Origin of the sequence: Microbacterium hominis NBRC 15708 (assembly GCF_001592125.1) — a bacterium.
In the GTDB taxonomy this organism is placed as follows: domain Bacteria; phylum Actinomycetota; class Actinomycetes; order Actinomycetales; family Microbacteriaceae; genus Microbacterium; species Microbacterium hominis.
Genome location: NZ_BCWI01000024.1, coordinates 1 through 22,552, shown reverse-complemented (window position 1 = coordinate 22,552; position 22,552 = coordinate 1). Strand labels below are relative to the sequence as shown.

Genomic DNA, 22,552 nt, shown 5'->3' with positions numbered 1-22,552 from the left:
CGCAGTTTCCCGCTAGGAAAGGAAAACCGATGGCAAAGCAGTCCATCTTCGGCCGCATCTCGACTCTCGTGAAGGCGAACATCAACGCGATGCTCGATTCCGCCGAAGACCCGCAGAAGATGCTCGACCAGCTGGTGCGCGACTACACCAACTCGATCGCTGACGCCGAGTCCGCCATCGCTGAGACCATCGGAAACCTGCGCCTGCTCGAGCGCGACCACGAAGAGGACGTCCGTGCCGCCGCGGAATGGGGCAACAAGGCCCTCGCCGCCAGCCGCAAGGCCGACGAGCTGCGCGCCGCCGGCAACGCCGCGGATGCCGACAAGTTCGACAACCTCGCCAAGATCGCCCTGCAGCGCCAGATCAGCGAGGAGAACGAGGCCAAGGCCGTCCAGCCGACGATCGCCTCCCAGACGGAGGTCGTCGACAAGCTCAAGGACGGCCTCAACGGCATGAAGCAGAAGCTCGAGCAGCTCAAGGCGAAGCGCAGCGAGCTGCTGGCGCGCGCGAAGACCGCCGAGGCGCAGAACAAGGTGCACGACGCCGTGAAGTCGATCGACGTGCTCGACCCCACGAGCGAGCTCGGACGCTTCGAAGACAAGGTCCGTCGCCAGGAGGCCCTCGCCGCCGGCAAGGCGGAGCTGGCGGCATCCAGCCTCGATGCCCAGTTCAACGAGCTCGAGGACGTCGGCGAGCTCACCGAGGTCGAGGCGCGGCTGGCCGCGCTCAAGAGCGGCGGCAGCCCCACGGCGGCGCTCGAGCAGTAGGAACGGCGCGCACGTTCCGGGGCCCCGCCCGACGCGGGAGCCCCGGGACGGCCCGCGGGGACGGAAGGACGACCGCATGACACGCTTCCTGGTGGTGCCGCAGTGGCAGGGCTCGCCCGCCCCGCGGGCGATGCTGCTCGTCGACGGTGCCGAGGCGATCGCGGGCGACCTCCCGCGCGCCGCGACGACGCGCGTCGAGGTCCCGGCGGAGGCCGGCGAAGAGCTCGAGACGGGCATCCGCCGTTTCAGCGCCCTGAACCGCGTCGCGGAGGCCGTCGGCGCCGCCCTGGCGACCGGCGACGAGCCCGCCCTCGTCATCGGCGGCGACTGCGGCGTGGCCCTTCCCGCGATCGCGCACGCCGCCCGGACGCACACCGACCTCGCCGTCGTGTGGTTCGACGCGCACGGCGACCTCCACACCCCGACCACCTCGCCCTCCGGCGCGTTCGCCGGGATGGCGCTCCGTGCGGTCGTGGCGACCTCCGCGCTCCCGGGCGGCGGCGCCGTCGCGGAGGATCGCACCGTGCTGGTCGGCACCCGCGAGCTCGACGAGCCGGAACGCGCGTTCCTGGACACCAGCGCGGTGCGCGTCGTCGACGCGGATGCCGCCGCCGAGGCGAGCGCGCTCGTGGACGCGGTGGCGGCCACCGGCGCGCAGGCCGTGTACATCCACGTCGATCTCGACGTGCTCGACCCGGCGGTGCTCGCGGGTGTCTCCCGTCCGGTCCCCTTCGGGCTCACGCTCGCGCAGCTGACCGCCGCGATCGGCGCGGTGCGCTCGCGCTTCCCCCTCGCGGGCGCATCGCTCTCCGGGTTCGCACCGGCCTCGCCCGCGGCGGCCGTCGACGATCTCGGGACGATCCTCCGCGTGGTCGGCGCGCTCGCGTGATCGCGACTCCGCCTCCCGGCTGGCAGACCCGTGCTGCCCGGGCCGTGGCGCGCGGGCGACGCCTGGACGCGCTGATCCCCGGCTTCCTCCTCGACTCGCCGGTGAGCCGCGTCGGCTACTGGTGGGGCACGGCCGTGGGCTGGGTCTGGGGGACGCTGTGGTCGACGGGACGCATCGAGCGCCGGGGCGGGCTCTGGGTCTTCACCGGGATGCCCTCCTGGACGTTCGGTCGCGGCGGCGTGTGCGTGGGCGGGTGCTTCCTCACCGACTCGCCGCACATCGGCGACGCGGTGCTGCGGCACGAGGCCGTGCACGCGCGCCAGTGGCGCCGCTACGGGTTCCTCATGCCGCTGCTGTACGCCGTGGCCGGTCGGGATCCGCTGACGAACCGCTTCGAGATCCTCGCCGGGCTGGAGGAGGGCAACTACGTGCCACGCGGCTCGTCGTCGACGAAGGGCGCGCGGGTCAGCGGGAGCTGACGAGCCCGAAGCGGGCAGGCGTGTGCACCGCCGCGGCGGCGATGCCCAGACGCTCGGTGAGGTGATCGAAGATGTCGGCGGTGCCGAGGAAGCCCCCGAGCAGGTGGATGCGCGTGCCGTCGACGCACGCGGCATCCGACGCGGGCCGAAGCCCGTCGGTGTCGTCCGCCGCGGCTTCGTCGGAGACGGCGTCGTCGCAGAGCATCTCGTCGGCCCAGGCGGTGACGGCGCGGCTCAGCGCCTGCCCCGGGGCGCATGCCCGACCCGTGCCCGGCTCGCCGCTGCGCGTCGATCGATCGAGCCACGTGAGCACCATCCGGGCGGGCACGGTGATCGGAGCGATCCACGACGCATCGGGAACCTCGACGAAGACGCGGCCGGTCGAGCAGATCGGCAGGGTCGCGATGAGCGCCTCCAGCTCGGCGAGCGCGTTCTCGTCGGCCGTGATGAGGTGCTGCACGCGCGCGTGACGCGACGCCTTGCAGGCGGTCGAGTCGTGCACGGCACGTGTCGCGAGGGAAGTCATGATGACCCCCATCATACGCTCTGTTAAGGGGAGCCTTACCTCATTCTTCGATGAGGTGCGTACGCAGGGCCGCCACCTCGCCCTCCGTCAGTCCGTAGGCGCGCAGGTAGTCGGCGGCGCCGCCGTAGCGGCCGCGCACGTCGGCGAGGAGATCGCGCATGACCGTGGCCGGCGAACGCGTCACGAGGTCGTCGAGATGGCGCGCGTCGGGATGCAGGGTGCGCAGATACGCCAGCACGCGCCCGTTCCGCTCCGGCGGCAGCAGCTCCTCCGTCCGGGCGTAGTCGGCGACGATCGCGTCCTCGTCGACGCCCCCCGCCGCCAGCAGCAACGCGATCGTCACGCCCGTGCGGTCCTTGCCCACCGTGCAGTGCACGAGCACGGGCTGCGCGCCCAGGACGGCGCGCGCGGCCTCGACGAGCTGCGGCGCCGAGCCGTCGACCAGCTCGCGGTACATCTGCGCGAGCGATCTGTCCTCCGCGAAGAAGGATCCGACCGATCCGACGAACAGCGGGATGCGGACCGTCTCGAGGTCGAGGCCGTCGACGCGACTCGGCTCGGTGGCGACCTCGTCGTCGGCGCGCAGATCCACGATCCGGCGCACGCCGAGATCCGCGAGCGCGCGGCATCCCTCGCCGGTCAGCCGAGCGAGGTTGCCGGAGCGGAAGAGCACCCGCGGCCTCGTCGTACCCGAGCCCGCCGGCAGCCCGCCGACGTCGCGGAAGTTGAGCGCTCCGGGCACCAGCGTCATGCGGTGCCGCTCCCCGCTGCTGCGGCCGCCGCCTCGCCCCCGCGCGGCGGGACGGGGTACGCCCCGGCGATCGTGATGCGGTTGAACGCGTTGATCGAGACGAGGAGCCAGCTGATCGCGACGTACTCCGGCTCGGAGAGGATGCCGCCCACGCGGTCGTAGACCTCGTCCGGCACGCCTTCCTCGTGGATGAAGACGTAGCACTCGGCGAGCTCGAGAGCGGCGCGTTCACGGGCCGAGAAGACGCCCGACTCGCGCCACGTCGCCAACTGCGCGATGTCGTCGGCGGTCAGTCCCGCCGCCACGCCGCGGTCGACGTGCACCCGCACGCAGTAGGCGCAGCCGTTGAGCTGCGAGGCATGGATGAGCACGAGCTCCCGCAGCCGCGCGTCGATCCCCGCGTCGGCCGCGATGGTGCCGACCGTCTGGGAGAAGGCCTCCAGCGCGTCGTAGGCGGGACGGGCGGACCGGGACAGGTGGACGCGACGCTCGCTGCTCATGCGCCCAGCCTAGGACGCCCCCTCACCCGCGAACCGCTATCCCGCGTGCGAGCCGCCATCGCGCGCACCGCCCAGGCTATAGCGGCTCGTCCGTGCCGTGGCGGCTCGCGGGGTGGGGTGGGTGGGAGAGGGAGAGGGGGGAGAATGGCGGGATGGATGAGTTCTCCTTCCTCGCGGCCCAGGCCGCGGAGCTCGGCATCGACGCCCCGCCTCCGGTCCGCCGGCTGACCCACACGCTGCCGGACGGTCGCACGGTCAGCGCCCTCCACTACGGCGATCCGACCACCGGAGCCTTCGTTCCCCCGCAGGTCACCCTCCTGCACGGCGCGGGCCTGAACGCCCACACGTGGGACACGACGGTGCTCGCCCTCGGGCTCCCGGCGCTGGCCGTGGACCTGCCCGGCCACGGCGACTCGTCGTGGCGGGCGGACGCGACGTACGCGGGCGGCGTGCTGGCCGCCGACATCGCCCCCGCGATCGCCGCCTGGGCACCGGCCGCGCAGGTGCTGGTCGGGCAGTCGCTCGGCGGCCTCACCGGCGCGGCCCTCGCCGCGGCACACCCCGACCTCGTGCGCGAGCTGATCGTCGTCGACATCACTCCCGGCATCGATCCCAACGGCGACGCCGCCCAGATCGCGGCCTTCTTCGCGGGGCCCACCGATTGGGCGAGCCGAGAGGAGCTCGTCGAACGCGCCCTCGCCTTCGGCCTCGGCGGGTCGCGCGAGGCCGCGACGCGCGGGGTCACGCTGAACTCGCGCATCCGCGCGGACGGCCGCATCGAGTGGAAGCACCACTTCGCCCACCTCGCGAACGCGCTCGCCGGCGACCCGGATGCCGCCGCGAGCGCCGCCGCCCAGCAGGCCGCTCTGCGCGGCGCGCTGACGGCGAGCGGCTGGGACGATCTCGCGGCCGTCGCCGCGCCGATCACGCTCGTGCGCGGCACCCGCGGGTTCGTGACGCCGGCGGATGCCGACGAGTTCCGGCGCCGCCTGCCCGCGGCATCCGTGGTCGACATCGTCTCGGGCCACAACGTCCAGGAGGAGCAGCCGGTCGAGCTGGCGCGACTGATCGCACAGGTCGCCCGCGGTTGAGGCGGGGCCGGCCCGACGCGCTGCATGACGCGCCGTGTCGGGGCTGCGACGATCGATGACCGCGACGGGCCCGGCAAAGCCTAGGCTGTAACGCGCACAAGAGTCCGCGGGCCGCTGCGCACAGCACCGGCGCATGCCCGCGCCCCCGAAAGGACACCTCTCACATGCTTCGCCGCACCTCCGTCGCCGCGGCCGCGCTCATCGCGGCCGGCGCCCTGCTGCTCAGCGCCTGCTCCGGCGGCGCCGCCCCCGACACCTCGGCCTCCGCGGTCACGCCCGACCCCGACGCCGTCGTGACGGTGCGCCTGGTCTCCGAGCCGAGCAACCTCGACATCCGCGAGACGGCCGGCGCCGCGCTCGACCAGATCCTCATCGACAACGTGTACCAGGGGCTCGTCTCCCGCACGCCCGACCAGCAGATCGAGCCGGCGTTGGCCAGCAGCTACGACGTCTCCGGCGACGGCCTCACCTACACGTTCACCCTCCGCGAGGGGGTGAGCTTCCACGACGGCTCGCCCCTCACGCCCGAGGACGTCGTCTGGTCGCTCCAGCAGGTGAAGGACAACGCCGCCTACCGCGACTCCGAGCGCCTCGCCCGCGTGCAGACGATCGCCGCGAACGGCCAGGACATCGTCCTCACCCTCAGCGAGCCCGACTCGAGCCTGCTGTGGAACCTCACCGGTCGCGCCGGCCTCGTCCTGAAGAAGGACGACACCACCGACCGCAAGACGAAGGCCAACGGCACCGGTCCGTTCACCCTCGCGAACTGGAAGCAGGGCGATTCGATCACCTTCGACCGCAACGACGCCTACTGGGGCGACAAGGCGAAGGCGAAGGAGGTCGTCTTCGACTACATCCCCGACAACCAGGCGGCCCTCAACGGCGCTCTCGCCCACGAGCTCGACGTCGTCACCGGCTTCGACGCGAACCTCAAGGACCAGGTCGAGGCGAACGGCGACTTCGCGCTCGTGCTCGGCAAGTCCACCGACAAGGGCACGCTCGCGATGAATGCGACGAAGGCCCCGCTGTCCGACAAGCGCGTGCGCCAGGCCATCCGCCAGGCCATCGACCACGACGCCATCGTGAAGGCGCTGGGTGCGGGCCAGACCCTCTACGGTCCCATCCCCGAGCTCGACCCCGGCTACGAGGACCTCTCGTCGACGGCGCCGTTCGATCCGGATGCCGCGAAGAAGCTGCTCGCGGAGGCGGGCGTGAGCGATCTCACGCTGACCCTCACGATCCCCTCGTTCTACGGGACGACGGTGTCGCAGATCCTCGTGTCGAACCTCAACGACGTGGGCATCACGCTCAAGGTGAAGGCCGTCGAGTTCCCGACGTGGCTCAACGACGTCTACATCAACAAGAATTACGACCTCAGCTTCGTCCTGCACACCGAGGCGCGTGACTTCGAGAACTGGGCGAACCCGGACTACTACTTCACCTACGACAACGCCGAGGTGCAGAAGCTCTACCAGCAGTCGCTCAGCGCGACCGACGAGCAGACCTCCGCCGACCTGCTGAAGAAGGCCGCGAAGATCGTCGCCGACGACCAGGCCGCCGACTGGCTGTACAACGGTGCCTCGGTCGTCGCGGTCGCCACCAACGTGAGCGGCTTCCCCTCGGTCAACGTCAACGAGCGCATCGACCTCGCCGAACTGGCCAAGAGCAAGGGGTGATCCGCTACGTACTGACGCGACTGGCCCTGCTCCTGCTGGGCCTGTTCGTCGCCAGTGCGCTGATCTTCCTCACGCTGCGGGTCCTTCCCGGCGATGTGGCGCAGCTCATCGCCGGGATCGACTCGAGTCCGGAGCAGGTCGCCGCGATCCGCGAGCGCCTCGGCCTCGGCCAGCCGCTGCCCGTGCAGTACCTCGCCTGGATCGGCGGGGTGCTGCGCGGCGACCTCGGGCAGTCGCTGCTGACCGGGGCGCCGGTCGGGGCGCAGCTGGCCGAGAAGGCCCAGGTCACCATCCCGCTGGGGCTGATGGCCATGACGGTGGCGCTCGTGATCGCCCTCCCCTTCGGCGTCGTGTCGGCGATGCGCCGCGGACGCCCCGACGGCACGGCGCTGTCGGTGGGCGCCCAGGCCGTCGCGGCGGTGCCGGTCGTGTGGGCGGGCATGATGCTCGTCCTCGTCTTCGCGGTCTGGCTCGGCTGGCTGCCCGCGCAGGGGTTCCCCCGCGCAGGATGGAGCGACCCCGCATCCGCCGTCCGCGCCCTGCTGCTGCCGGCGATCACGATCGGCGTGGTCGAGGGTGCGATGCTGATGCGCTTCGTCCGCTCGGCCACCCTGCAGGCCACGGGGCAGGACTTCGTCCGCACCGCGGCCGCGAAGGGCCTCACCCGCACCCAGGCGCTCCTGCGCCACGGCCTGCCCACGGTCGGGCTGTCCATCATCACGGTGCTCGGGCTGCAGGTCGCGGGCATCATCGTCGGAGCCGTCGTCATCGAGCAGCTGTTCAGCCTCCCCGGCATCGGACGGATGCTGGTGGAGGACGTCGGCAAGCGCGACCTCCTCAAGGTGCAGGGCGAACTGCTCGTGCTGACCGGGTTCGTCCTCGTGGTCGGGTTCGCCGTCGACCTCGTCCACCGGGTCATCGACCCCCGGCAGCGGGAGGCGGAATGAGAAGGCTCGAGTGGCTGCGCCGGCTCTGGTCGCTGTCGACGGGACGCTTCGGTCTCGTGGTGGTCCTCGCGATCGGGGTCGTGGCGCTCGTCGCGCGGTTCTGGCTGCCCTTCGATCCGCAGACCGTCGACGTCGACGGACGGTGGGCTCCCCCGGGCTGGCCGCATATGCTCGGCACGGACGGCTCTGGCCGCGACATCCTGAGCCTGCTGATGGCCGGGGCGCGCACGACCGTCTGGGTCGCACTGGGCGCCGGGCTCGTCGCGACGGTGATCGGCGTCGCCCTCGCGGCGCTGGGCTCGCTGACCGCCCGCTGGCTGCGGGAGACGGTGGCCGTGCTCGTGGACATCCTGATCGCCTTCCCGGTCCTGCTGATCGCCATGATGATCTCGTCGGTGTGGGGCGGCTCGCTCTGGGTGGTGATCGTGTCGGTCGGCATCGGTTTCGGCGTCAACATCGCGCGCGTCACGCGCCCGGAGCTGCGGCGTGTGCTGCACAGCGACTTCGTCCTCGCCGGTCGCGCGGCCGGACTCACCCCGTTCCAGAACCTGTACCGGCACCTGCTGCCCAACGTCGCGCCCGTGTTCATCGTGCAGCTGTCGTGGGGCATGGCGGTCGCCGTCCTCGCCGAGGCCGGACTCAGCTACCTCGGCTTCGGCGCGCCGCTCACCGAGCCGAGCTGGGGCCTGCTGCTCAAGGACCTCCAGCAGTACATCTCGGTGCATCCGCTCAGCGTGGTCTGGCCGGGTCTGGCGATCACCATCACCGTCCTCGGACTCAACCTGCTCGGCGACGCCCTGCGCGAGGCGACCGACCCCACCCTGTCGCGGCGTCGCACGGCCGCGCAGACGCATACCCCGGCGGTGATCGCATGAGCCTCGTGGTGCGCGACCTCGTGATCGAGATCGACGGCCGTCGTGTCGTCGACGGCGTCTCCTTCGACGTGCCCGACGGCGCTCGCGTGGGGCTGATCGGTGAGTCCGGCTCGGGCAAGTCGCTCACCGCCCTCGCGGTGCTCGGCCTCCTGCCGGACGCCGCGACGGCGTCGGGCAGCATCCGCTGGGACGACCGCGAGCTGATCGGCCTCCCCGACCGCGAGCTCGCGCGGCTGCGCGGCGACGAGATCGGCATCGTGTTCCAGGAGCCGCGCACCGCCCTCAACCCCATCCGCACCGTCGGGCGTCAGATCGCCGAGTCGGTGCGCATCCACGAGGGCCTCGGACGCCGCGATGCCGCGGTGCGCGCGATCGCGGAGGCGGAGCGAGTGCGCCTGCCCGAGCCGGCGCAGATCGTGCGGCGCTATCCGCACCAGCTCTCCGGCGGTCAGCGACAGCGCGTCGCCATCGCGATGGCCCTGGCCTGCCGCCCCCGGCTGCTCATCGCGGACGAACCCACCACGGCGCTGGACGTGACGATCCAGGCGGAGGTGCTCGACCTGCTGGCGGGTCTCGTCACCCGCGACGGGATGTCGCTCGTGTTCATCACCCACGACCTCGCGGTGCTCTCGCAGATCGCCACCCACGCGGTCGTGCTCGACGAGGGACGGGTCATCGAGCACGGACCGCTCTCCCGGCTGCTCACCGCACCGGCATCCCCCGTCACGCAGGGACTCCTGCGCGACGCGACCGCCACCCTGTGGCGCCCGGGAGGGATCTCGTGAGCGACGCCTCGCCCCTGCTCAGCGGACGCGGGCTGAGCCGCCGCTTCCGCCAGCGCGGCACCCGACTGCTCGAGCCGGCGCGGTGGACGACCGCGCTCGACGACGCCGACATCGACGTCTTCGAGGGATCGGCCGTGGGCATCATCGGCGAGTCCGGCTCCGGCAAGTCGACCCTCGTGCGCATCCTGCTCGGACTCGACCGCCCCTCGACGGGCACCGTCACGGTCGCCGGTCGCCGCGTCGACGCCGGCGCATCCGCCCGCTCGCTGCATTGGTTGCGCCGCGAGACGGGGATCGTCTTCCAGGACCCCTACGCGTCGCTCGACCCGCGCATGAGCGTCGGCCGGATCGTGGGCGAGCCCCTGTGGGCGCTCGGCATCCCGGGCGACCGGCGCGCCCGGGTGCGGGAGGTGCTGGAGGCGGTCGGGCTGGACGCCGAGATGGCCGACCGCTACCCGCACGAGTTCTCCGGCGGCCAGCGTCAGCGCGTCGCCCTCGCCCGCGCGATCGTGCACCGTCCGCGCATCCTCGTCGGCGACGAGCCGCTGTCGGCCCTCGACGTCACCGTGCGTGCGCAGATCCTCGAGCTGCTGCGCGCGCTGCGCGAGAGCGAGCGGCTCACCCTCGTGATGGTCTCGCACGACATCGGCGTGGTGCAGAACCTGTGCGACGAGGTCATCGTCATGAAGGACGGGCGGATCGTCGAGGAGGGCCCGACGGAGAAGGTGCTCCTCGCCCCTCAGGTCGCCTACACGCGGCGTCTGCTCGCATCGATCCCGGTGATCGACCCGCCGCGCGACGCAGACGGGCGTCGGTAGCCGGGCGTAGGGTGACGCCATGCCGGCCATCGTCCCCCCGTACCTGCTGTCCCGCCTCGCCGCCGCGCAGGCTCCTCACCTCGAGGCCGCGGCGGAGGCCGCCCGGGCGACGCTCGCGATCGTGCGCACCTACCATCCGTCGCGTCCCGATCGCGCCCGGCTCGACCTCTCGGTCGACGGTGATGCGCTCGTCGTGAGCGGCGAGCCCGCCCCCGACCGTGTGATCTCCGACGCGCAGCACCGCGAGCAGCTACCCGGCGTGCGCGTGCGCGGCGAGGACGACCCGGCCTCGGGCGACCCGGCGGTCGACGAGGCGTTCGACGGGCTCGGGGCGAGCTTCGAGCTGTTCTGGGATGCGTTCTCCCGGCGGTCGATCGACGGCGCGGGCGGCACCCTCGAGGCGACCGTGCACTACGGCGATCGCTACGACAACGCGTTCTGGAACGGCGAGCGGATGGTCTTCGGCGACGGTGACGGCGAGGTGTTCCGCGGCTTCACCGGGTCGATCAGCGTCATCGGGCACGAGCTGGGCCACGGCGTGATCGAGCACGGCGGCGGTCTCGACTACCGCGGACAGTCCGGCGCGCTCAACGAATCGGTGGCCGACGTCTTCGGCGCCCTCACCGAGCAGCACCTCCGCCGCCAGAGCGCCGCCGACGCGACGTGGCTGATCGGCGCCGGGATCTTCACGGACGCCGTCCAGGGCGTCGCCCTGCGCTCGCTGAGCGCACCGGGCACGGCGTACGACGACGACGTGCTCGGCCGCGACCCGCAGCCCGCCCACATGCGCGACTACGTCGACACCGCCGAGGACAACGGCGGCGTCCACATCAACTCGGGCATCCCCAACAAGGCGTTCCACCTCGTCGCCACCGCCCTCGGCGGCTTCGCGTGGGAGCGCGCCGGACGCATCTGGTACACCACCGTCACCTCGGGCTCGCTGTCGCGCACGGCCGACTTCGCGACCTTCGCGGCGGCCACGACGGCGACCGCCGAGCGGGAGTACGGTGAGGACTCGGAGGAAGCCGAGGCCGTCCGCACCGCGTGGAACGCCGTCGGCGTGACCGCCCGTGACGAATCACCCCGATCCAGGCCCCACGTCTGACCCTGCCGAGCAGGGCGAGCCGGAGGTGTTCCTGAGCGTCACCCGCTCCGGCGGGTTCGCGGGGCTCACCCGCCGATGGAGCGTGAGCGCTCCCCCGCACGAGTCCGCGACCTGGATCGCGCTCGTCGGGCGCTGCCCGTGGGAGGCTACGGCATCCGATCCCCCACCGGCCGACGGCGCCGATCGCTTCACCTGGACGATCGACGCCGACCTGCGCGGTCGACGTCACCGCGCCGTCATCGGCGAGGACCAGGCGCGCGGCGCGTGGCGCGAGCTGCTCGACGCCGTCCGCGCGCGCGGATCCGCGGGCTGAGCCCGACCCCGCCCGGCTCGGCCTGCCTCGCCGGGTTGTGCCCCCGTGACGAGCGTCGGACAATCCGCGCGGCGGCCGGGGAGGCCGCCCGGATACCGCGGGTACCCCTCGGGGGCGGCCGAGAAGTCCGGCGTTCGTCACGGCGCCTCCGCGAGCGGCCGGGGTGGCTCCTCCGCGGGCGACGAGCCGGCGGGCGACGGCGGCCGGTCAGCGCTCGGATCGGGAGAACAGCGAGCGCTTCTTCTTGACGGGAGACAGCTGCTTCTGCAGGTAGATGGTGCCCAGCCAGCGACCGAACTTGAAGCCGACCCGGCCCATCCGCCCGACCTCGACGAAGCCGAGCTTCTCGTGGAGGGCGATCGACGACTCGGCACCCTTGTCGCTGATCACGGCGACCATCTGGTGGATGCCGGCGGCCTCGCTCGCCGCGATGAGCGCTTCGAGCAGCGCACGCCCCAGCCCCTTCCCGGTGGCCGCCTGCCCCAGGTAGATCGAGTTCTCGACGCTGTAGCGATACGCGGACTTGGCGGACATGGGCTGTACGAGCGCGTAGCCGAGGATCTGCCCGCTCGGCGACTGGGCGACCAGGAACGGCATGCCCAGCCGCGACAGGTGCGCGACCTTCTCGCGCCACTGCGCGAGCGTCCACTTCTTCTCGTCGAAGGTCACGACGGAGTTCGTCACGTAGTGGTTGTAGATCTCGCGGATGTCGGGGATGTCGGCATCCCGCACGGGACGGATCTCGTACGCGAACGGTCGTTCCTGCTCGGCGCGCCGCAGATGCGCCGGCAGCCGCCGTCGCGTCTTCTCGTACTCCTCCTCCAGCATGACGCTCAGCCTAGGCGCCAGTCCACGGCGGACGCACCCTGCTGCGCCAGCAGCTCGTTGACGCGCGAGAACGGCCGTGAGCCGAAGAAGCCCCGGCTGGCCGACAGCGGTGAGGGATGAGCCGATTCGACGATCGGGGTCGCCCCGAGCAGCGGCCGCAGGTTCGCGGCATCCCGCCCCCACAGCACCGCCACGAGCGGGCGTTCGCGGGCCACCAGCGTGCGGATGGCGTGCTCGGTCACCTTCTCCCACCCCCACCCGCGATGCGACGCGGGAGCTCCGGGCGCCACCGTCAGCACGCGGTTGAGCAGCATGACGCCCTGGTCGCTCCAGGCGGAGAGGTCGCCGTGCGGCGCTCTCGGGATGCCGAGGTCGGCTTCGAGCTCCTGGTAGATGTTCGCGAGGCTCCGCGGCAGGGGCCGCACGTGCGCGTCGACGGCGAACGACAGTCCGATCGGGTGACCGGGCGTCGGGTACGGGTCCTGGCCCACGATGAGGACCTTCACCGCGGACAGGGGGCGCGCGAACGCGCGGAGCACCTTGTCGCCCGCGGGCAGGTAGGGGCGACCGGCGGCCGTCTCGGCGCGCAGCCGCTCGCCGAGGGCGGCGATGTCCGGGGCGACCGGCGCGAGCGCGGACGCCCAGTCCGCGTCGATGAGCCCGGCACCGGCCAGCTCATCGAGCGTCATCGCCATCAGGCGCTCGCCTCCGCGCCGGCATCCTCCTCGATGACGGAGCCGGCGGCCGACCACGGGAAGTCGATCCAGCGGTCGGTCTCACGCCAGGAGTAGTCGGGCCGGGCGATGCTGCCGGGCTTCGTGTAGATGCAGACCGAGCGCACGTCGGCATCCGCGTCGCGCAGCATCTTCACGGCGAGCGCCAGCGTGCGTCCGCTGTCGGCGACGTCGTCGACGAGCAGCACCCGCTTGCCCGGCAGGTAGCCGAGGTCGAGGTCGGGCGGCAGCAGCGCCGGCGCCTCGAGCACCGTGCCGATGCCCGTGTAGAACTCCACGTTCAGCGCGCCGCAGCTCTTCACGCCGAGGCCGTACGCGATGGCGCCGCCGGGCAGCAGCCCGCCGCGTGCGATCGCCACCACGACGTCGGGCACGAACCCGTCCGCCACGATCGATCGGGACAGCGCCCGGGTCGCCTCGCCGAAACCGTCCCATGTCAACACTTCGCGCTCGCTGGTCACGGCATTCAGCCTAGGCGTCGGTGCCGCCGCCCGCCGTCACGCGTGGCTAGAGTGAACGCCGTGACCTCCCCCACTGCAGGCTCTTCGACGGCGAAGACCTCCCGCGCCCGCTCCGCCCGGCTCCCCGCCGGCTTCGGCATCACCGCCGGCCTGATCGGCTGGTTCATCCTGGTGGAGATCGTCAGCGGCATCCTGCAGGGCTACTACGTGCCGCTCTTCAGCGACATCGTCGTCTCCCTCGGCATCCACGATTCGGACGTCAACTGGTTCGAGGCGGCGCAGCTGCTGCTGTCGGCACTGGTCGTCCCGGTGCTCGCCAAGCTCGGCGACATGTACGGGCACAAGCGCATCCTGCTGATCGCCGCGATCCTGACTGCCGGGGCGACGTGGTGGCTCGTGTTCGCGACCTCGTTCTGGAGTTTCCTGATCGCCTGGGCGCTGCAGGGCTTCTACGTCGTCTGGCTGCCGCTGGAGATCGCGCTCATCTTCGAGCGCGGACGCGTCCAGCAGCGGGGTGTGTCCACGACCCGCCGCGCCGCGGGCCTGCTCGTCGTCGGGCTGCAGGCGGGAGCGATCATCGGCGCCCTCGCCGCGGGGCGCATCTTCGCGGCGACCGGGCAGAACCTCACCGCCACGCTGGTCGTGCCGGCGATCGCCGTGACGGTCGTCGCCCTCGTCATCTGGGTCGGCGTCCCCGAGTCCGTCCCCGAGGGCGGACGACGCCTCGACACCTGGGGGTTCGTGCTGCTCGCCTGGGCGCTCCTGCTGATCACGGGCGGGCTCGCCTGGATGCGCATGATCGGCGAGCTCGCACTCGGCTCCGGCGCCTGGTTCTGGGTCGTGGCGCTGCTGGTCGCGGGGGCGGGCGTGCTCGTCTGGTTCGTGCGCTACGAACTGCGCCAGGACGACCCCGCCGTCGACATCCGCGTGCTGCGGCGCCCGGAGATGTGGCCCGTGCAGGCCACCGCGTTCCTCATCGGGATCAGCCTCCTCGGCGCCCAGGGACCGCTGTCGACGTATGCCGGCACCGATCCCTCGATCGGGTACGGCCTCGGCCTGGATGCCACGGAGCGCTCGAACATCATCGGCGTGTACCTGGTGTCGCTGATCGTGGGAGCCGTGCTGTTCGCGATCACGTCGCGGCGGGCGAGCCCGCGGGTCGTGCTGATCGGGGCCTCCCTGCTGGTGGGCGTGGGGTATCTCCTCTTCCTGCCGTTCCACCTCGAGCTGTGGCAGGTGCTGCTGAACCTCTCGATCGCCGGCCTCGGCTGCGGTGCGCTCGTCGGGGCGCTCCCGGCGGCCGCGGCCGCCGCCGCCCCGCGCGGGCAGACGGGCATCGCGACGGCGTTGACCAACACGACCAAGACCATCGGCGGCTCGTTCTCGTCGGCCGTGTTCGGTGTGGTGCTCGCCGCCGGCGCCGGCGCCGTGGCCAGCCAGACCGCGGCCTCCCTCGGCGGCTACCTCACGGTGTGGGCGATCTGCGCCGGCGGCGGCTTCCTCGCGGCCCTTCTGCTCGTGTTCGTCCCGAAGGTGGCCTTCTCCGACGCTCCCGCCTCCTGACGCGTCGCCGCTGCGGGCGCGCCGCGGGGTCAGCCGCGCGGGCGGAGGCGCCCGCGCGCGAGCAGGTGCTGCGCGGACTGGGCGACGGGCCGCATCGTCACGAGGTCGAGGTTGACGTGTCCGGGCGCATTCAGCGCGTAGGCGATCACGTCGGCGACGTCGTCCGCGACGAGCGGATTCTCGACGCCCTCGTAGACCTTCTCGGCGGTGGCCCGGTCGCCGCCCAGCCGGTTGAGCGTGAACTCCTCGGTGTAGACCATCCCCGGCGCGATCTCCGTCACCCGGATCGGCTCGCCGTTGAGCTCGAGGCGGAGGGCGTGCACGAGCATCGCCTCGCCCGCCTTCGCGGCGTTGTAGCCGGCGCCGCCGGGATACGCCGTCTGGGCGGCCGTCGAGGTCACGTACAGGGTGTCGGCGTGGCCGCCGGCGCCGATCGCCGCACGCAGCAGCGGCAGCACCGCGGCGGTCACCAGCTGGGCCGACAGCACGTTGGCCTCGAACATCCACCGCCAGTCGGCGGGATCGCCGTTCTCGACCCGGTCGGTGCCGCGCGCGCCGCCCGCGACGTGGACGAGCGCGTGCAGCGGACCGGTCGCGGCCAGGTGCTCGACGAGCGCGGCGACGTCCGCCGCGTTCGAGAGGTCCGCCGCGAACGACGCGGAGCCGACCTCGGCGTCGAGGGCGGCAAGGCGGTCGGCGCGGCGCGCGACGCCCACGACCTCCCACCCGCTCGCCCGGAGGGCCCGCACCGTGGCGGCTCCGATCCCCGAGCTCGCACCCGTCACCACGGCTCGTCTGGTCCCCTGCTGCGAAGTCATGCCCCCACGCTACGTCACGGTGCCGGATGCCGTCGGGAGCCGAATTCGTTACGTCACATTTCCCACCCGTTGTTGACAACGACGCCGATCCCTACTCTCGGTGGTGGCCGCGGCGTCCGTCCCGGCACCCCTCCACTTCCCGATACCCCGATGGAGCCCGACATGTCCGCATCCGAGAACTGGCGCTTCGAGACCACGCAGATCCACGCGGGCGCCCAGCCCGATCCGGTCACGAAGGCGCGCGCCACCCCGATCTACCAGACCACCTCCTACGTGTTCGACAACGCCGACCACGCCGCGAACCTCTTCGCTCTGGCCGAGTTCGGCAACATCTACACCCGCATCCAGAACCCCACGCAGGATGTCGTCGAGCAGCGCATCGCCGCGCTCGAGGGCGGCACCGGCGCCCTCCTCGTCGCATCGGGTCAGGCCGCGGAGACCTTCGCGGTGCTCAACATCGCCGAGGCGGGCGACCACATCGTTTCGTCGAGCTCGATCTACGGCGGCACCTACAACCTGTTCAAGTACACGCTGGGCAAGCTCGGCATCGAGGTCACGTTCGTCGAGAACCAGGACGACCCCGAGGAGTGGCGCCGCGCCGTCCGCCCGAACACGAAGCTGTTCTTCGCGGAGACGATCGGCAACCCGCAGATCAACGTCCTCGACATCCGCACCGTCGCCGACGTCGCGCACGAGGCCGGGGTGCCGCTCATCGTCGACAACACGATCGCGACCCCGTACCTCATCCGCCCGTTCGAGCACGGCGCCGACATCGTCGTGCACTCGGCCACCAAGTTCCTCGGCGGTCACGGCACCGTCATCGGCGGCGCGATCGTCGACGGCGGCACCTTCCCGTGGTCGGAGCACGCCGACCGCTTCCCGGGCCTGACCACCCCCGACCCCTCCTACCACGGCGCGGTCTACACGCAGGCGGTCGGCGACGGCCTGGCCTACGTCATCAAGGCCCGCGTGCAGCTGCTGCGCGACCTGGGTGCCGCCATCTCGCCGCAGAGCGCGTGGCTGCTCATCCAGGGCATCGAGACCCTGTCGCTGCGCATCGAGCGTCACGTGCAGAACGCGCAGGAGATCGCGGAGTGGCTGGAGAACCACGACGACATCGCGTCGGTGAACTACTCGGGCCTGCCCACCTCGCCCTGGTACGCCGCCGCGAACCGCTACGCCCCGAAGGGTGTCGGCGCGGTGCTCTCGTTCGAGCTGAAGGGGGGCGTGGAGGCCGGCCGTGAGTTCGTCAACGCGCTCGAGCTGTTCAGCCACCTCGCGAACATCGGCGACGTGCGCTCGCTCGTCATCCACCCGGCATCCACGACGCACTCGCAGCTCACGCCCGAGCAGCAGCTCACGACGGGTGTGACCCCCGGCCTCGTGCGCCTGTCGGTGGGTCTGGAGAACGTCGAGGACCTCAAGGCCGACCTCGCGCAGGCCCTCGCCGCCGCGCGCAAGGTCTCCGAGGCCGCCCGCGCCTGAGCCCACTCCCCTCGCGCGGCGCACGAGCACCGCAGGATGCCGCGAGCTCCGCAGCCGATCACGCGATCGACTGCGGAGTTCGTGCGTGTGGGCCCCGCCCGGCGTAACAGTCGGTTCGCGCGCCGGGCGAGCCGGGAGAATGGATCGTATGGACTGGCAGACCTCCGAGGACACGGTGCCGAGCGCGCCGATCACGGAGGCCGACGCGCGTCTCCTGCGCGGACGTCCCCCGGCGACGGGCGCCTGGCGCGACGGCGATCCGGCCGGCGAGCGCCGCTTCGCCGCGTTCGGCGCGTTCACGACGGAAGGCGGTCGGGAGCTGCCCGGCATCCGACTCGCCTACGAGACCTGGGGCGAGCTGTCCCCCGACCGCGACAACGCCGTGCTCGTGCTGCACGCGTTGACCGGCGACAGCCACGTGCGCGGCGCGGCCGGCCCCGGCCACCCCACCGCGGGCTGGTGGGACGACATCGTCGGTCCCGGCGCTGCCATCGACACCGACCGCTGGTTCGTCGTGGCGCCCAACATGCTCGGCGGATGCCAGGGCTCGACAGGCCCGTCCTCGATCGCACCCGACGGCTACGAGTGGGCGGGACGCTTCCCGTACCTCACGATCCGCGACCAGGTCGCCGCGCAGGTGCTCCTCGCCGACAGCCTGGGAATCCCGGTGTGGGCAGCGGTGATCGGCGGCTCGATGGGCGGGATGCACGCCCTGGAGTGGGGTGTCGGCCTCCCCGAGCGGGTGCGCCGGCTGGCGGTCCTCTCCTCGCCGCCGACGACCACGGCCGACCAGATCGCCCTCAACGGCGTGCAGCTGGAGGCCATCCAGATGGACCCCCGCTTCGCGGACGGCGAGTACTACGACGCGCCCGACGGCGACGGCCCGCACCGCGGTCTCGCCCTGGCCCGCCGCATGGCACTGCTGAACTACCGCAGCCCCACCGAGCTGAACCAGCGCTTCCAGCGCTCGTGGCAGTCGGGAAAGAGCCCGCTCGGGCACGGCGGCCGGTTCGCCGTGGAGAGCTATCTCGACTTCCACGGCAACAAGTTCACGCGCCGCTTCGACGCGAACACCTACATCACGCTCGTCGAGGCGATGAACTCGCACGACGTCGGTCGTGATCGCGGCGGTGTCGAGGACGCCCTCGCCCGGGTCACCGCCCGCACCCTCGTGCTCGGCATCGACAGCGACCGGCTGTTCCCGATCGACGGTCAGCACCGGATCGCACGAGGCATCCGCACGACGATCGACGACGGCGCGATCGTGCTGTCGAGCGACTTCGGCCACGACGGCTTCCTCATCGAGACGCCCGCGGTGGGAGCACATCTGCGGCGACTGCTGCAGGACTGATACGGCTCAGCCGGCCGGGTGCACGGCACGGCGCGTCGCGCGCGCCTCGATCCCGAAGCTGACCAGGGCGAGCACGAGCCCGGATGCCGCGAGCAGCGCACCCACCCAGACCGGCGCGACGAAGCCGAACCCCGCGGCGATCACGACGCCGCCGAGGAACGCCCCGCTCGCGTTGCCGATGTTCAGCGCCGAGTGGTTCAGCGCCGCGGCGATCGACTGGTTGTCGCCGGCGACGTCCATGAGCCGCGTCTGGATCGACGGGCTGAGCACCGACGACACGAAGCCGACGAGGAAGATGAACACCCCGAGGGTGAGCAGCAGCCCCGCGCTCAGCGCGAGGAGCACCTGCACCACGACCAGGGCGGCGAGGCCGCCCAGCATCGTGCGCTTCAGGTCGCGATCGGCGAGGTGGCCGCCGACCAGGTTGCCGATCGTCATCCCGAGGCCCATGACGATGAGGATGACGGGGACCACGGCGCTCGGCGCGCCGGCCACCTCGGTCACGATCGAGGCGACATAGCTGTAGGCCGCGAAGAAGCCGCCGAAGCCGATCGCGCCGACCCCGAGAGTCAGCCACACCTGGCCGATGCGCAGCGCGCCCAGCTCGGCGCGGAGCGTACGGCCGGGATCCCCCGCGTGGGCGGGCACGGTCAGGGCGATCATCACGGCGGCGAGCGCGAAGATGAGTGCGACGACGAGGAAGGCGACGCGCCAGCCGAAGCTCTGCCCGAGGAAGGTCCCGAGCGGCACGCCGACGACGTTCGCGACCGTGAGCCCGGTGAGCACGAACGCGACGCCCTTCGCGCGGTTGCCCGGACCCATGACGTCGGCGGCGACGAGCGCGCCGATGCCGAAGTACGCGCCGTGCGGCAGCCCGGCCAGCACGCGGGATGCCGCGACCAGCTCGAACGTCGGGGCCACCAGGGTCAGCGCGTTGCCGACCGTCAGCGCGGCGGCGAGCGCCAGCATGACGCGGTGTCGCGGGTACTTCGCGACGGCGCCGGCGATCGTCGGCGCGCCGATGACCACCCCGAGCGCGTACAGCGTGATGAGCCAGCCGGCGTGCGCGACGGCATCCTCCGGCGAGGCCGCCCACGTGGCGGGCAGCAGGTCGGCGGCGATGTCGGGAAGCAGGCCCATGACGACGAACTCGGTCATGCCGATGCCGAACGAGCCGACGGCGAGAGAGAGGAGCGCCCACATCGCCGCACCCCTCGACGGTGTCGAGGAGATCACCCGGTCATGCTACCGGTTGCCGACAGCGTCAAGGCCGGCCTAGGACGGGTCGTCGAGCGCCGCGATGGCCGTCTCGAGACGCTCGATCTTCCCGTCGATCTCACCGGTGCGCCCGGGCCGGATGTCGGCCTTGAGCACCAGCGAGACGCGCGAGCCGAACGGCATCACGGCATCCGTCGCCGCCTTCACGACCGCGAACACCTCGTCCCACTCCCCCTCGATCTCCGTGAACATCGAGGTCGTCCGGTGCGGCAGGCCGGACTCCCGCACCACCTTCACCGCCGCGGCGACGGCGTCGTGGACCGAGCCGTCCGCGGACGCGGTCGGCTGCGAGGATGCGCCGCTGGGGGCGACGGAGAACGCGACGAGCATGGGGACTCCTTCGATCGGGGTGAGCGGTCAGGGCAGGCTGCGCACGGTGGGCGTCTCGAGGGCGGCGGCTCGGGCAGCCCGTGCCGGCCCGGTGGGCGCCCGCACGACCGCGACGAGCCGGACCAGCATCCAGACGAACATCGCGACGAGCACGAGGTTGCGCAGGGTCAGCAGGCTCACCGGCACCACCTGCGGATACAGGATGCCGTTGTAGGTCAGCGGGTAGACGAGCTGCGTCAGCAGCGCGGCGAAGAGGGCCACGGATGCCGGGGCCGACCATCGCCGGCGATCGATGACCAGACCGACGACCAGCGAGGGCACGAGCCAGCACAGGTACTGCGGCGAGCCGACCTTGTTGAAGACGATGAAACCCAACACCAGCGCGAGCGACAGCGTCGGGAACAGCGTCGCGTAGCGGGCGCCGCGCATGACCGCGGCCGCCCCCAGGCCCACGACGGCGAGCATCGCGATCATGAGCGCGGGCGTCATCGCCGCGATGACGGGATCGATCTCGGTGCCCGTGACCTGGAAGGTCAGCAGGTCCTGGGCGTAGTACACCGAGAAGCCGGGGATGCCGAGGAGGGCGCCCCAGAGGTAGGGCATGCTGATGGGTGCCTCGACCTGCAGGCCCCGGGTCGTCTGATCGCCGATGAACCCGAACGCGTGCGCCGCGCCCCCGAGGGCGACGACGACGAGGAGGGTCGCCGCGCTCACCAGCAGCGCCCCGCCGATCAGGGCGATCCGCCGACGCAGCGCCACGACCGCGGCGGCGAGCAGAGCGGCGGGCCACACCTTCATCCACGTGGCGACCGCCAGCAGCACGGAGGCCAGCCACGGCCGCCCGAGCAGCCACAGGCAGCCCAGCACCGCCAGCGCCACGGTGAACCCGTCCAGCCGGTAGAGGCCGACCGGGCCCAGCAGTGCGATGTAGCAGAGCCAGAACCAGCCCGCCGTCCGGCGTGCGGCCGACCGGGCGCGACCGATGAGCACCGCGAAGGCGACGGCATCCACGGCGATCACCACGAGCGCCCACGCGACGGTGTAGCCGGCGATCCAGGCGAAGGCGTGGGCGAGCAGCATGGGCAGCAGGGCCAGCTGTGGGTACACCCAGGACTGGTCGATGCCGACGATGCCGTATCCCTGCAGGGCGCCGAGCGACCAGGGCTCGTACACGCGGTAGACGTCGCCCATCGGCTCGTTCGGCAGGAGGAAGCCGAGCCAGGCCACGGCGACGTGCACGATCACGAAGGCGGCCCACAGTGCGCTCCGCCTCGTCATCCCCCCATCCTAAGGAGACGCGCTCAACGGTCCGAGACCAGCTGCCCGACGACGGATGCCACGGCGTGCGCGACGTCGAGGGCGACGATCGGTCCGCCGCCGTGCCGCTCGGACGCGAGCGCGCCGGCGCGCCCGTGGAGCCAGGCGGCGGTGGCCGCGGCATCCGCGGGTCGGTCGGGGTAGGCGGACAGCAGCGCGCCCAGCACGCCGGCGAGCACGTCGCCCGTCCCGGCGGTGGCGAGCCAGCCGACGCCGGACGTGACCGAGCGCAGGGCGGGGGCGCCCGTGCCGGGGGCGGCGATCAGGGTCGTGCCGCCTTTCAGGAGGACGACCGCGCCCGTCGCCGTCGCGGTGTCGGCGGCGGCCGCCTCGCGATCGGGCTGCTCGTCGCGCCCGAGGCGGCGGCGCAGGGCGGTGTGCTCGCGATCGTGCGGAGTGAGCACCAGGCGGGCGGATGTGCCGGGCGGCGCGGACGGCACGAGATCGAGGGCGCCGGCGTCGACGACGACCGGCGCCTCTCCGGCGAGGAGCGTCCGGACGGCGGAGGTCTCCGCGGCGGTCCGCGTCTGCGCGGACGTGCCGGAGCCGACGACCCACGCCTGCACCCGGCCGTCGGCGGTGACCGTCTCGGGTCGGCGGTGCAGCACGAGGTCCGCGGCGCGGCGGGGCCCGAGGTAGCGCACCATGCCCACACCCGTGCGCCACGCCGCCTCGACACCCAGCACGGCCGCCCCCGGGTACTCCTCGGATCCGGTGCGCAGCCCCACGACGCCGCGGGAATACTTGTCGTCGTCGGCGGTTGGCACCCTGAGGAGGGCGGCGGATTCCGCCGCCGACCACGGCCGGGCAGCGCTCATGCCCGCCACTGTACCCCGGCCCCACCCCCGGTCGTCGAGCGAGGCCA

The 22,552-nt window shown here is 72.3% G+C and carries 25 protein-coding genes; 14 read left to right on the top strand and 11 right to left on the bottom strand.

Annotated elements, in window-relative coordinates; translation table 11 throughout:
- The first annotated feature begins 29 nt into the window (after window positions 1–29).
- The 3 genes from MHO01S_RS14945 to MHO01S_RS14935 all read left to right on the top strand — a co-directional run bounded on the left by MHO01S_RS14945 (window position 30) and on the right by MHO01S_RS14935 (window position 2,135).
- On the top strand, window positions 30–767 hold the full coding sequence (locus MHO01S_RS14945; protein WP_060960880.1) for a PspA/IM30 family protein: 738 nt from the start codon (window positions 30–32) through the stop codon (window positions 765–767).
- Between the two features lie 76 nt (window positions 768–843).
- Complete coding sequence (locus MHO01S_RS14940) at window positions 844–1,656, top strand: arginase family protein (RefSeq protein ID WP_061782535.1); 813 nt, start codon at window positions 844–846, stop codon at window positions 1,654–1,656.
- Window positions 1,653–2,135, top strand: coding sequence for a hypothetical protein (locus MHO01S_RS14935; RefSeq protein WP_060960881.1), 483 nt, complete (start codon window positions 1,653–1,655; stop codon window positions 2,133–2,135). Before MHO01S_RS14940 ends, MHO01S_RS14935 begins: the two co-directional genes overlap by 4 nt.
- Here the strand turns inward: MHO01S_RS14935 and MHO01S_RS14930 are convergent.
- Genes MHO01S_RS14930 through MHO01S_RS14920 form a run of 3 tightly spaced genes read right to left on the bottom strand, consistent with a single transcriptional unit; the run spans window position 2,122 to window position 3,912 of the window.
- The gene (locus tag MHO01S_RS14930; protein WP_060961026.1) at window positions 2,122–2,661 is read right to left on the bottom strand and encodes an SIP domain-containing protein; all 540 of its coding nucleotides are present in this window, start codon (window positions 2,659–2,661) and stop codon (window positions 2,122–2,124) included. The two genes, MHO01S_RS14935 and MHO01S_RS14930, sit on opposite strands and share 14 nt — an antisense overlap.
- Window positions 2,662–2,701: 40 nt before the next feature.
- Window positions 2,702–3,412, bottom strand: a complete 711-nt coding sequence (locus MHO01S_RS14925) for a tyrosine-protein phosphatase (protein ID WP_060960882.1) — start codon at window positions 3,410–3,412, stop codon at window positions 2,702–2,704.
- Window positions 3,409–3,912, bottom strand: a complete 504-nt coding sequence (locus tag MHO01S_RS14920; protein WP_060960883.1) for a carboxymuconolactone decarboxylase family protein — start codon at window positions 3,910–3,912, stop codon at window positions 3,409–3,411. The genes MHO01S_RS14925 and MHO01S_RS14920 overlap by 4 nt, the downstream gene beginning before the upstream one ends.
- 152 nt (window positions 3,913–4,064) lie before the next feature.
- On the opposite strand from MHO01S_RS14920, the gene MHO01S_RS14915 reads away from it, so the two are divergent.
- The 8 genes from MHO01S_RS14915 (at window position 4,065) to MHO01S_RS14880 (ending at window position 11,522) form a co-directional block, all read left to right on the top strand.
- The gene (locus tag MHO01S_RS14915; RefSeq protein WP_061782534.1) at window positions 4,065–5,003 is read left to right on the top strand and encodes an alpha/beta fold hydrolase; all 939 of its coding nucleotides are present in this window, start codon (window positions 4,065–4,067) and stop codon (window positions 5,001–5,003) included.
- 164 nt (window positions 5,004–5,167) lie between these two features.
- Window positions 5,168–6,679: an ABC transporter substrate-binding protein gene (locus tag MHO01S_RS14910; protein WP_060960885.1), complete on the top strand. Its 1,512-nt coding sequence runs from the start codon at window positions 5,168–5,170 to the stop codon at window positions 6,677–6,679.
- Entirely contained in the window at window positions 6,676–7,626 is a 951-nt protein-coding gene (locus tag MHO01S_RS14905; RefSeq protein WP_061782533.1) for an ABC transporter permease, read from the top strand. Before MHO01S_RS14910 ends, MHO01S_RS14905 begins: the two co-directional genes overlap by 4 nt.
- Window positions 7,623–8,501, top strand: a complete 879-nt coding sequence (locus tag MHO01S_RS14900) for an ABC transporter permease (protein ID WP_060960887.1) — start codon at window positions 7,623–7,625, stop codon at window positions 8,499–8,501. The genes MHO01S_RS14905 and MHO01S_RS14900 overlap by 4 nt, the downstream gene beginning before the upstream one ends.
- On the top strand, window positions 8,498–9,286 hold the full coding sequence (locus MHO01S_RS14895) for an ATP-binding cassette domain-containing protein (protein ID WP_060960888.1): 789 nt from the start codon (window positions 8,498–8,500) through the stop codon (window positions 9,284–9,286). Before MHO01S_RS14900 ends, MHO01S_RS14895 begins: the two co-directional genes overlap by 4 nt.
- Window positions 9,283–10,104 (top strand): ABC transporter ATP-binding protein, encoded by an 822-nt coding sequence (locus MHO01S_RS14890; protein ID WP_082734282.1) that lies wholly within the window; start codon window positions 9,283–9,285, stop codon window positions 10,102–10,104. The genes MHO01S_RS14895 and MHO01S_RS14890 overlap by 4 nt, the downstream gene beginning before the upstream one ends.
- Before the next feature lie 19 nt (window positions 10,105–10,123).
- Window positions 10,124–11,209 (top strand): M4 family metallopeptidase, encoded by a 1,086-nt coding sequence (locus tag MHO01S_RS14885; protein WP_060960889.1) that lies wholly within the window; start codon window positions 10,124–10,126, stop codon window positions 11,207–11,209.
- A gap of 25 nt (window positions 11,210–11,234) precedes the next feature.
- On the top strand, window positions 11,235–11,522 hold the full coding sequence (locus tag MHO01S_RS14880) for a protealysin inhibitor emfourin (protein WP_231735195.1): 288 nt from the start codon (window positions 11,235–11,237) through the stop codon (window positions 11,520–11,522).
- 207 nt (window positions 11,523–11,729) lie between these two features.
- On the opposite strand, the gene MHO01S_RS14875 is transcribed toward MHO01S_RS14880, so the two are convergent.
- From MHO01S_RS14875 to MHO01S_RS14865, 3 genes are read right to left on the bottom strand one after another with little or no spacing between them, the layout of a single operon-like run.
- A complete protein-coding gene (locus MHO01S_RS14875; RefSeq protein WP_060960891.1) occupies window positions 11,730–12,350 on the bottom strand; it encodes a GNAT family N-acetyltransferase in 621 nt (206 codons plus the stop codon).
- A gap of 5 nt (window positions 12,351–12,355) precedes the next feature.
- Window positions 12,356–13,045, bottom strand: coding sequence for a uracil-DNA glycosylase (locus MHO01S_RS14870; protein WP_060960892.1), 690 nt, complete (start codon window positions 13,043–13,045; stop codon window positions 12,356–12,358).
- Entirely contained in the window at window positions 13,045–13,545 is a 501-nt protein-coding gene (locus MHO01S_RS14865; RefSeq protein WP_060960893.1) for a phosphoribosyltransferase, read from the bottom strand. The genes MHO01S_RS14870 and MHO01S_RS14865 overlap by 1 nt, the downstream gene beginning before the upstream one ends.
- Before the next feature lie 60 nt (window positions 13,546–13,605).
- On the opposite strand from MHO01S_RS14865, the gene MHO01S_RS14860 reads away from it, so the two are divergent.
- Entirely contained in the window at window positions 13,606–15,108 is a 1,503-nt protein-coding gene (locus tag MHO01S_RS14860; protein ID WP_223849528.1) for an MFS transporter, read from the top strand.
- A 29-nt stretch (window positions 15,109–15,137) separates the two neighbouring features.
- Here the strand turns inward: MHO01S_RS14860 and MHO01S_RS14855 are convergent, their stop codons facing one another.
- Entirely contained in the window at window positions 15,138–15,926 is a 789-nt protein-coding gene (locus MHO01S_RS14855) for an SDR family oxidoreductase (protein ID WP_061782532.1), read from the bottom strand.
- 162 nt (window positions 15,927–16,088) lie between these two features.
- Between MHO01S_RS14855 and MHO01S_RS14850 the strand changes: the two genes are divergently transcribed.
- Together MHO01S_RS14850 and metX are read left to right on the top strand one after the other, a co-directional pair.
- Entirely contained in the window at window positions 16,089–17,411 is a 1,323-nt protein-coding gene (locus MHO01S_RS14850; protein WP_060961029.1) for a bifunctional o-acetylhomoserine/o-acetylserine sulfhydrylase, read from the top strand.
- A gap of 148 nt (window positions 17,412–17,559) precedes the next feature.
- Window positions 17,560–18,762: a homoserine O-acetyltransferase MetX gene (gene metX / locus MHO01S_RS14845; protein ID WP_060960894.1), complete on the top strand. Its 1,203-nt coding sequence runs from the start codon at window positions 17,560–17,562 to the stop codon at window positions 18,760–18,762.
- A 6-nt stretch (window positions 18,763–18,768) separates the two neighbouring features.
- On the opposite strand, the gene MHO01S_RS14840 is transcribed toward metX, so the two are convergent.
- The 4 genes from MHO01S_RS14840 to MHO01S_RS14825 form a co-directional block, all read right to left on the bottom strand.
- Entirely contained in the window at window positions 18,769–19,965 is a 1,197-nt protein-coding gene (locus MHO01S_RS14840; RefSeq protein ID WP_060960895.1) for an MFS transporter, read from the bottom strand.
- A 72-nt stretch (window positions 19,966–20,037) separates the two neighbouring features.
- Window positions 20,038–20,370: a thiamine-binding protein gene (locus tag MHO01S_RS14835; RefSeq protein ID WP_060960896.1), complete on the bottom strand. Its 333-nt coding sequence runs from the start codon at window positions 20,368–20,370 to the stop codon at window positions 20,038–20,040.
- Window positions 20,371–20,397: 27 nt separating this feature from the next.
- The gene (locus tag MHO01S_RS14830; RefSeq protein ID WP_060960897.1) at window positions 20,398–21,648 is read right to left on the bottom strand and encodes a glycosyltransferase 87 family protein; all 1,251 of its coding nucleotides are present in this window, start codon (window positions 21,646–21,648) and stop codon (window positions 20,398–20,400) included.
- Between the two features lie 23 nt (window positions 21,649–21,671).
- Window positions 21,672–22,505 carry an NAD(P)H-hydrate dehydratase gene (locus MHO01S_RS14825; RefSeq protein ID WP_061782545.1) on the bottom strand — a complete coding sequence of 278 codons (834 nt, stop codon included), beginning with the start codon at window positions 22,503–22,505 and terminating at the stop codon, window positions 21,672–21,674.
- Between the last annotated feature and the right edge of the window lie 47 nt (window positions 22,506–22,552).

Bases quoted from the DNA above. Each gene is read 5' to 3' on its own strand.
- MHO01S_RS14945 (WP_060960880.1), top strand. From the start codon at position 30: ATGGCAAAGCAGTCCATCTTCGGCCGCATCTCGACTCTCGTGAAGGCG.
- MHO01S_RS14940 (WP_061782535.1), top strand. From the start codon at position 844: ATGACACGCTTCCTGGTGGTGCCGCAGTGGCAGGGCTCGCCCGCCCCG.
- MHO01S_RS14930 (WP_060961026.1), bottom strand. From the start codon at position 2,661: ATGACTTCCCTCGCGACACGTGCCGTGCACGACTCGACCGCCTGCAAG.
- MHO01S_RS14925 (WP_060960882.1), bottom strand. From the start codon at position 3,412: ATGACGCTGGTGCCCGGAGCGCTCAACTTCCGCGACGTCGGCGGGCTG.
- MHO01S_RS14920 (WP_060960883.1), bottom strand. From the start codon at position 3,912: ATGAGCAGCGAGCGTCGCGTCCACCTGTCCCGGTCCGCCCGTCCCGCC.
- MHO01S_RS14915 (WP_061782534.1), top strand. From the start codon at position 4,065: ATGGATGAGTTCTCCTTCCTCGCGGCCCAGGCCGCGGAGCTCGGCATC.
- MHO01S_RS14910 (WP_060960885.1), top strand. From the start codon at position 5,168: ATGCTTCGCCGCACCTCCGTCGCCGCGGCCGCGCTCATCGCGGCCGGC.
- MHO01S_RS14900 (WP_060960887.1), top strand. From the start codon at position 7,623: ATGAGAAGGCTCGAGTGGCTGCGCCGGCTCTGGTCGCTGTCGACGGGA.
- MHO01S_RS14895 (WP_060960888.1), top strand. From the start codon at position 8,498: ATGAGCCTCGTGGTGCGCGACCTCGTGATCGAGATCGACGGCCGTCGT.
- MHO01S_RS14885 (WP_060960889.1), top strand. From the start codon at position 10,124: ATGCCGGCCATCGTCCCCCCGTACCTGCTGTCCCGCCTCGCCGCCGCG.
- MHO01S_RS14875 (WP_060960891.1), bottom strand. From the start codon at position 12,350: ATGCTGGAGGAGGAGTACGAGAAGACGCGACGGCGGCTGCCGGCGCAT.
- MHO01S_RS14870 (WP_060960892.1), bottom strand. From the start codon at position 13,045: ATGGCGATGACGCTCGATGAGCTGGCCGGTGCCGGGCTCATCGACGCG.
- MHO01S_RS14855 (WP_061782532.1), bottom strand. From the start codon at position 15,926: ATGACTTCGCAGCAGGGGACCAGACGAGCCGTGGTGACGGGTGCGAGC.
- MHO01S_RS14850 (WP_060961029.1), top strand. From the start codon at position 16,089: ATGTCCGCATCCGAGAACTGGCGCTTCGAGACCACGCAGATCCACGCG.
- metX (WP_060960894.1), top strand. From the start codon at position 17,560: ATGGACTGGCAGACCTCCGAGGACACGGTGCCGAGCGCGCCGATCACG.
- MHO01S_RS14840 (WP_060960895.1), bottom strand. From the start codon at position 19,965: ATGTGGGCGCTCCTCTCTCTCGCCGTCGGCTCGTTCGGCATCGGCATG.
- MHO01S_RS14835 (WP_060960896.1), bottom strand. From the start codon at position 20,370: ATGCTCGTCGCGTTCTCCGTCGCCCCCAGCGGCGCATCCTCGCAGCCG.
- MHO01S_RS14830 (WP_060960897.1), bottom strand. From the start codon at position 21,648: ATGACGAGGCGGAGCGCACTGTGGGCCGCCTTCGTGATCGTGCACGTC.
- MHO01S_RS14825 (WP_061782545.1), bottom strand. From the start codon at position 22,505: ATGAGCGCTGCCCGGCCGTGGTCGGCGGCGGAATCCGCCGCCCTCCTC.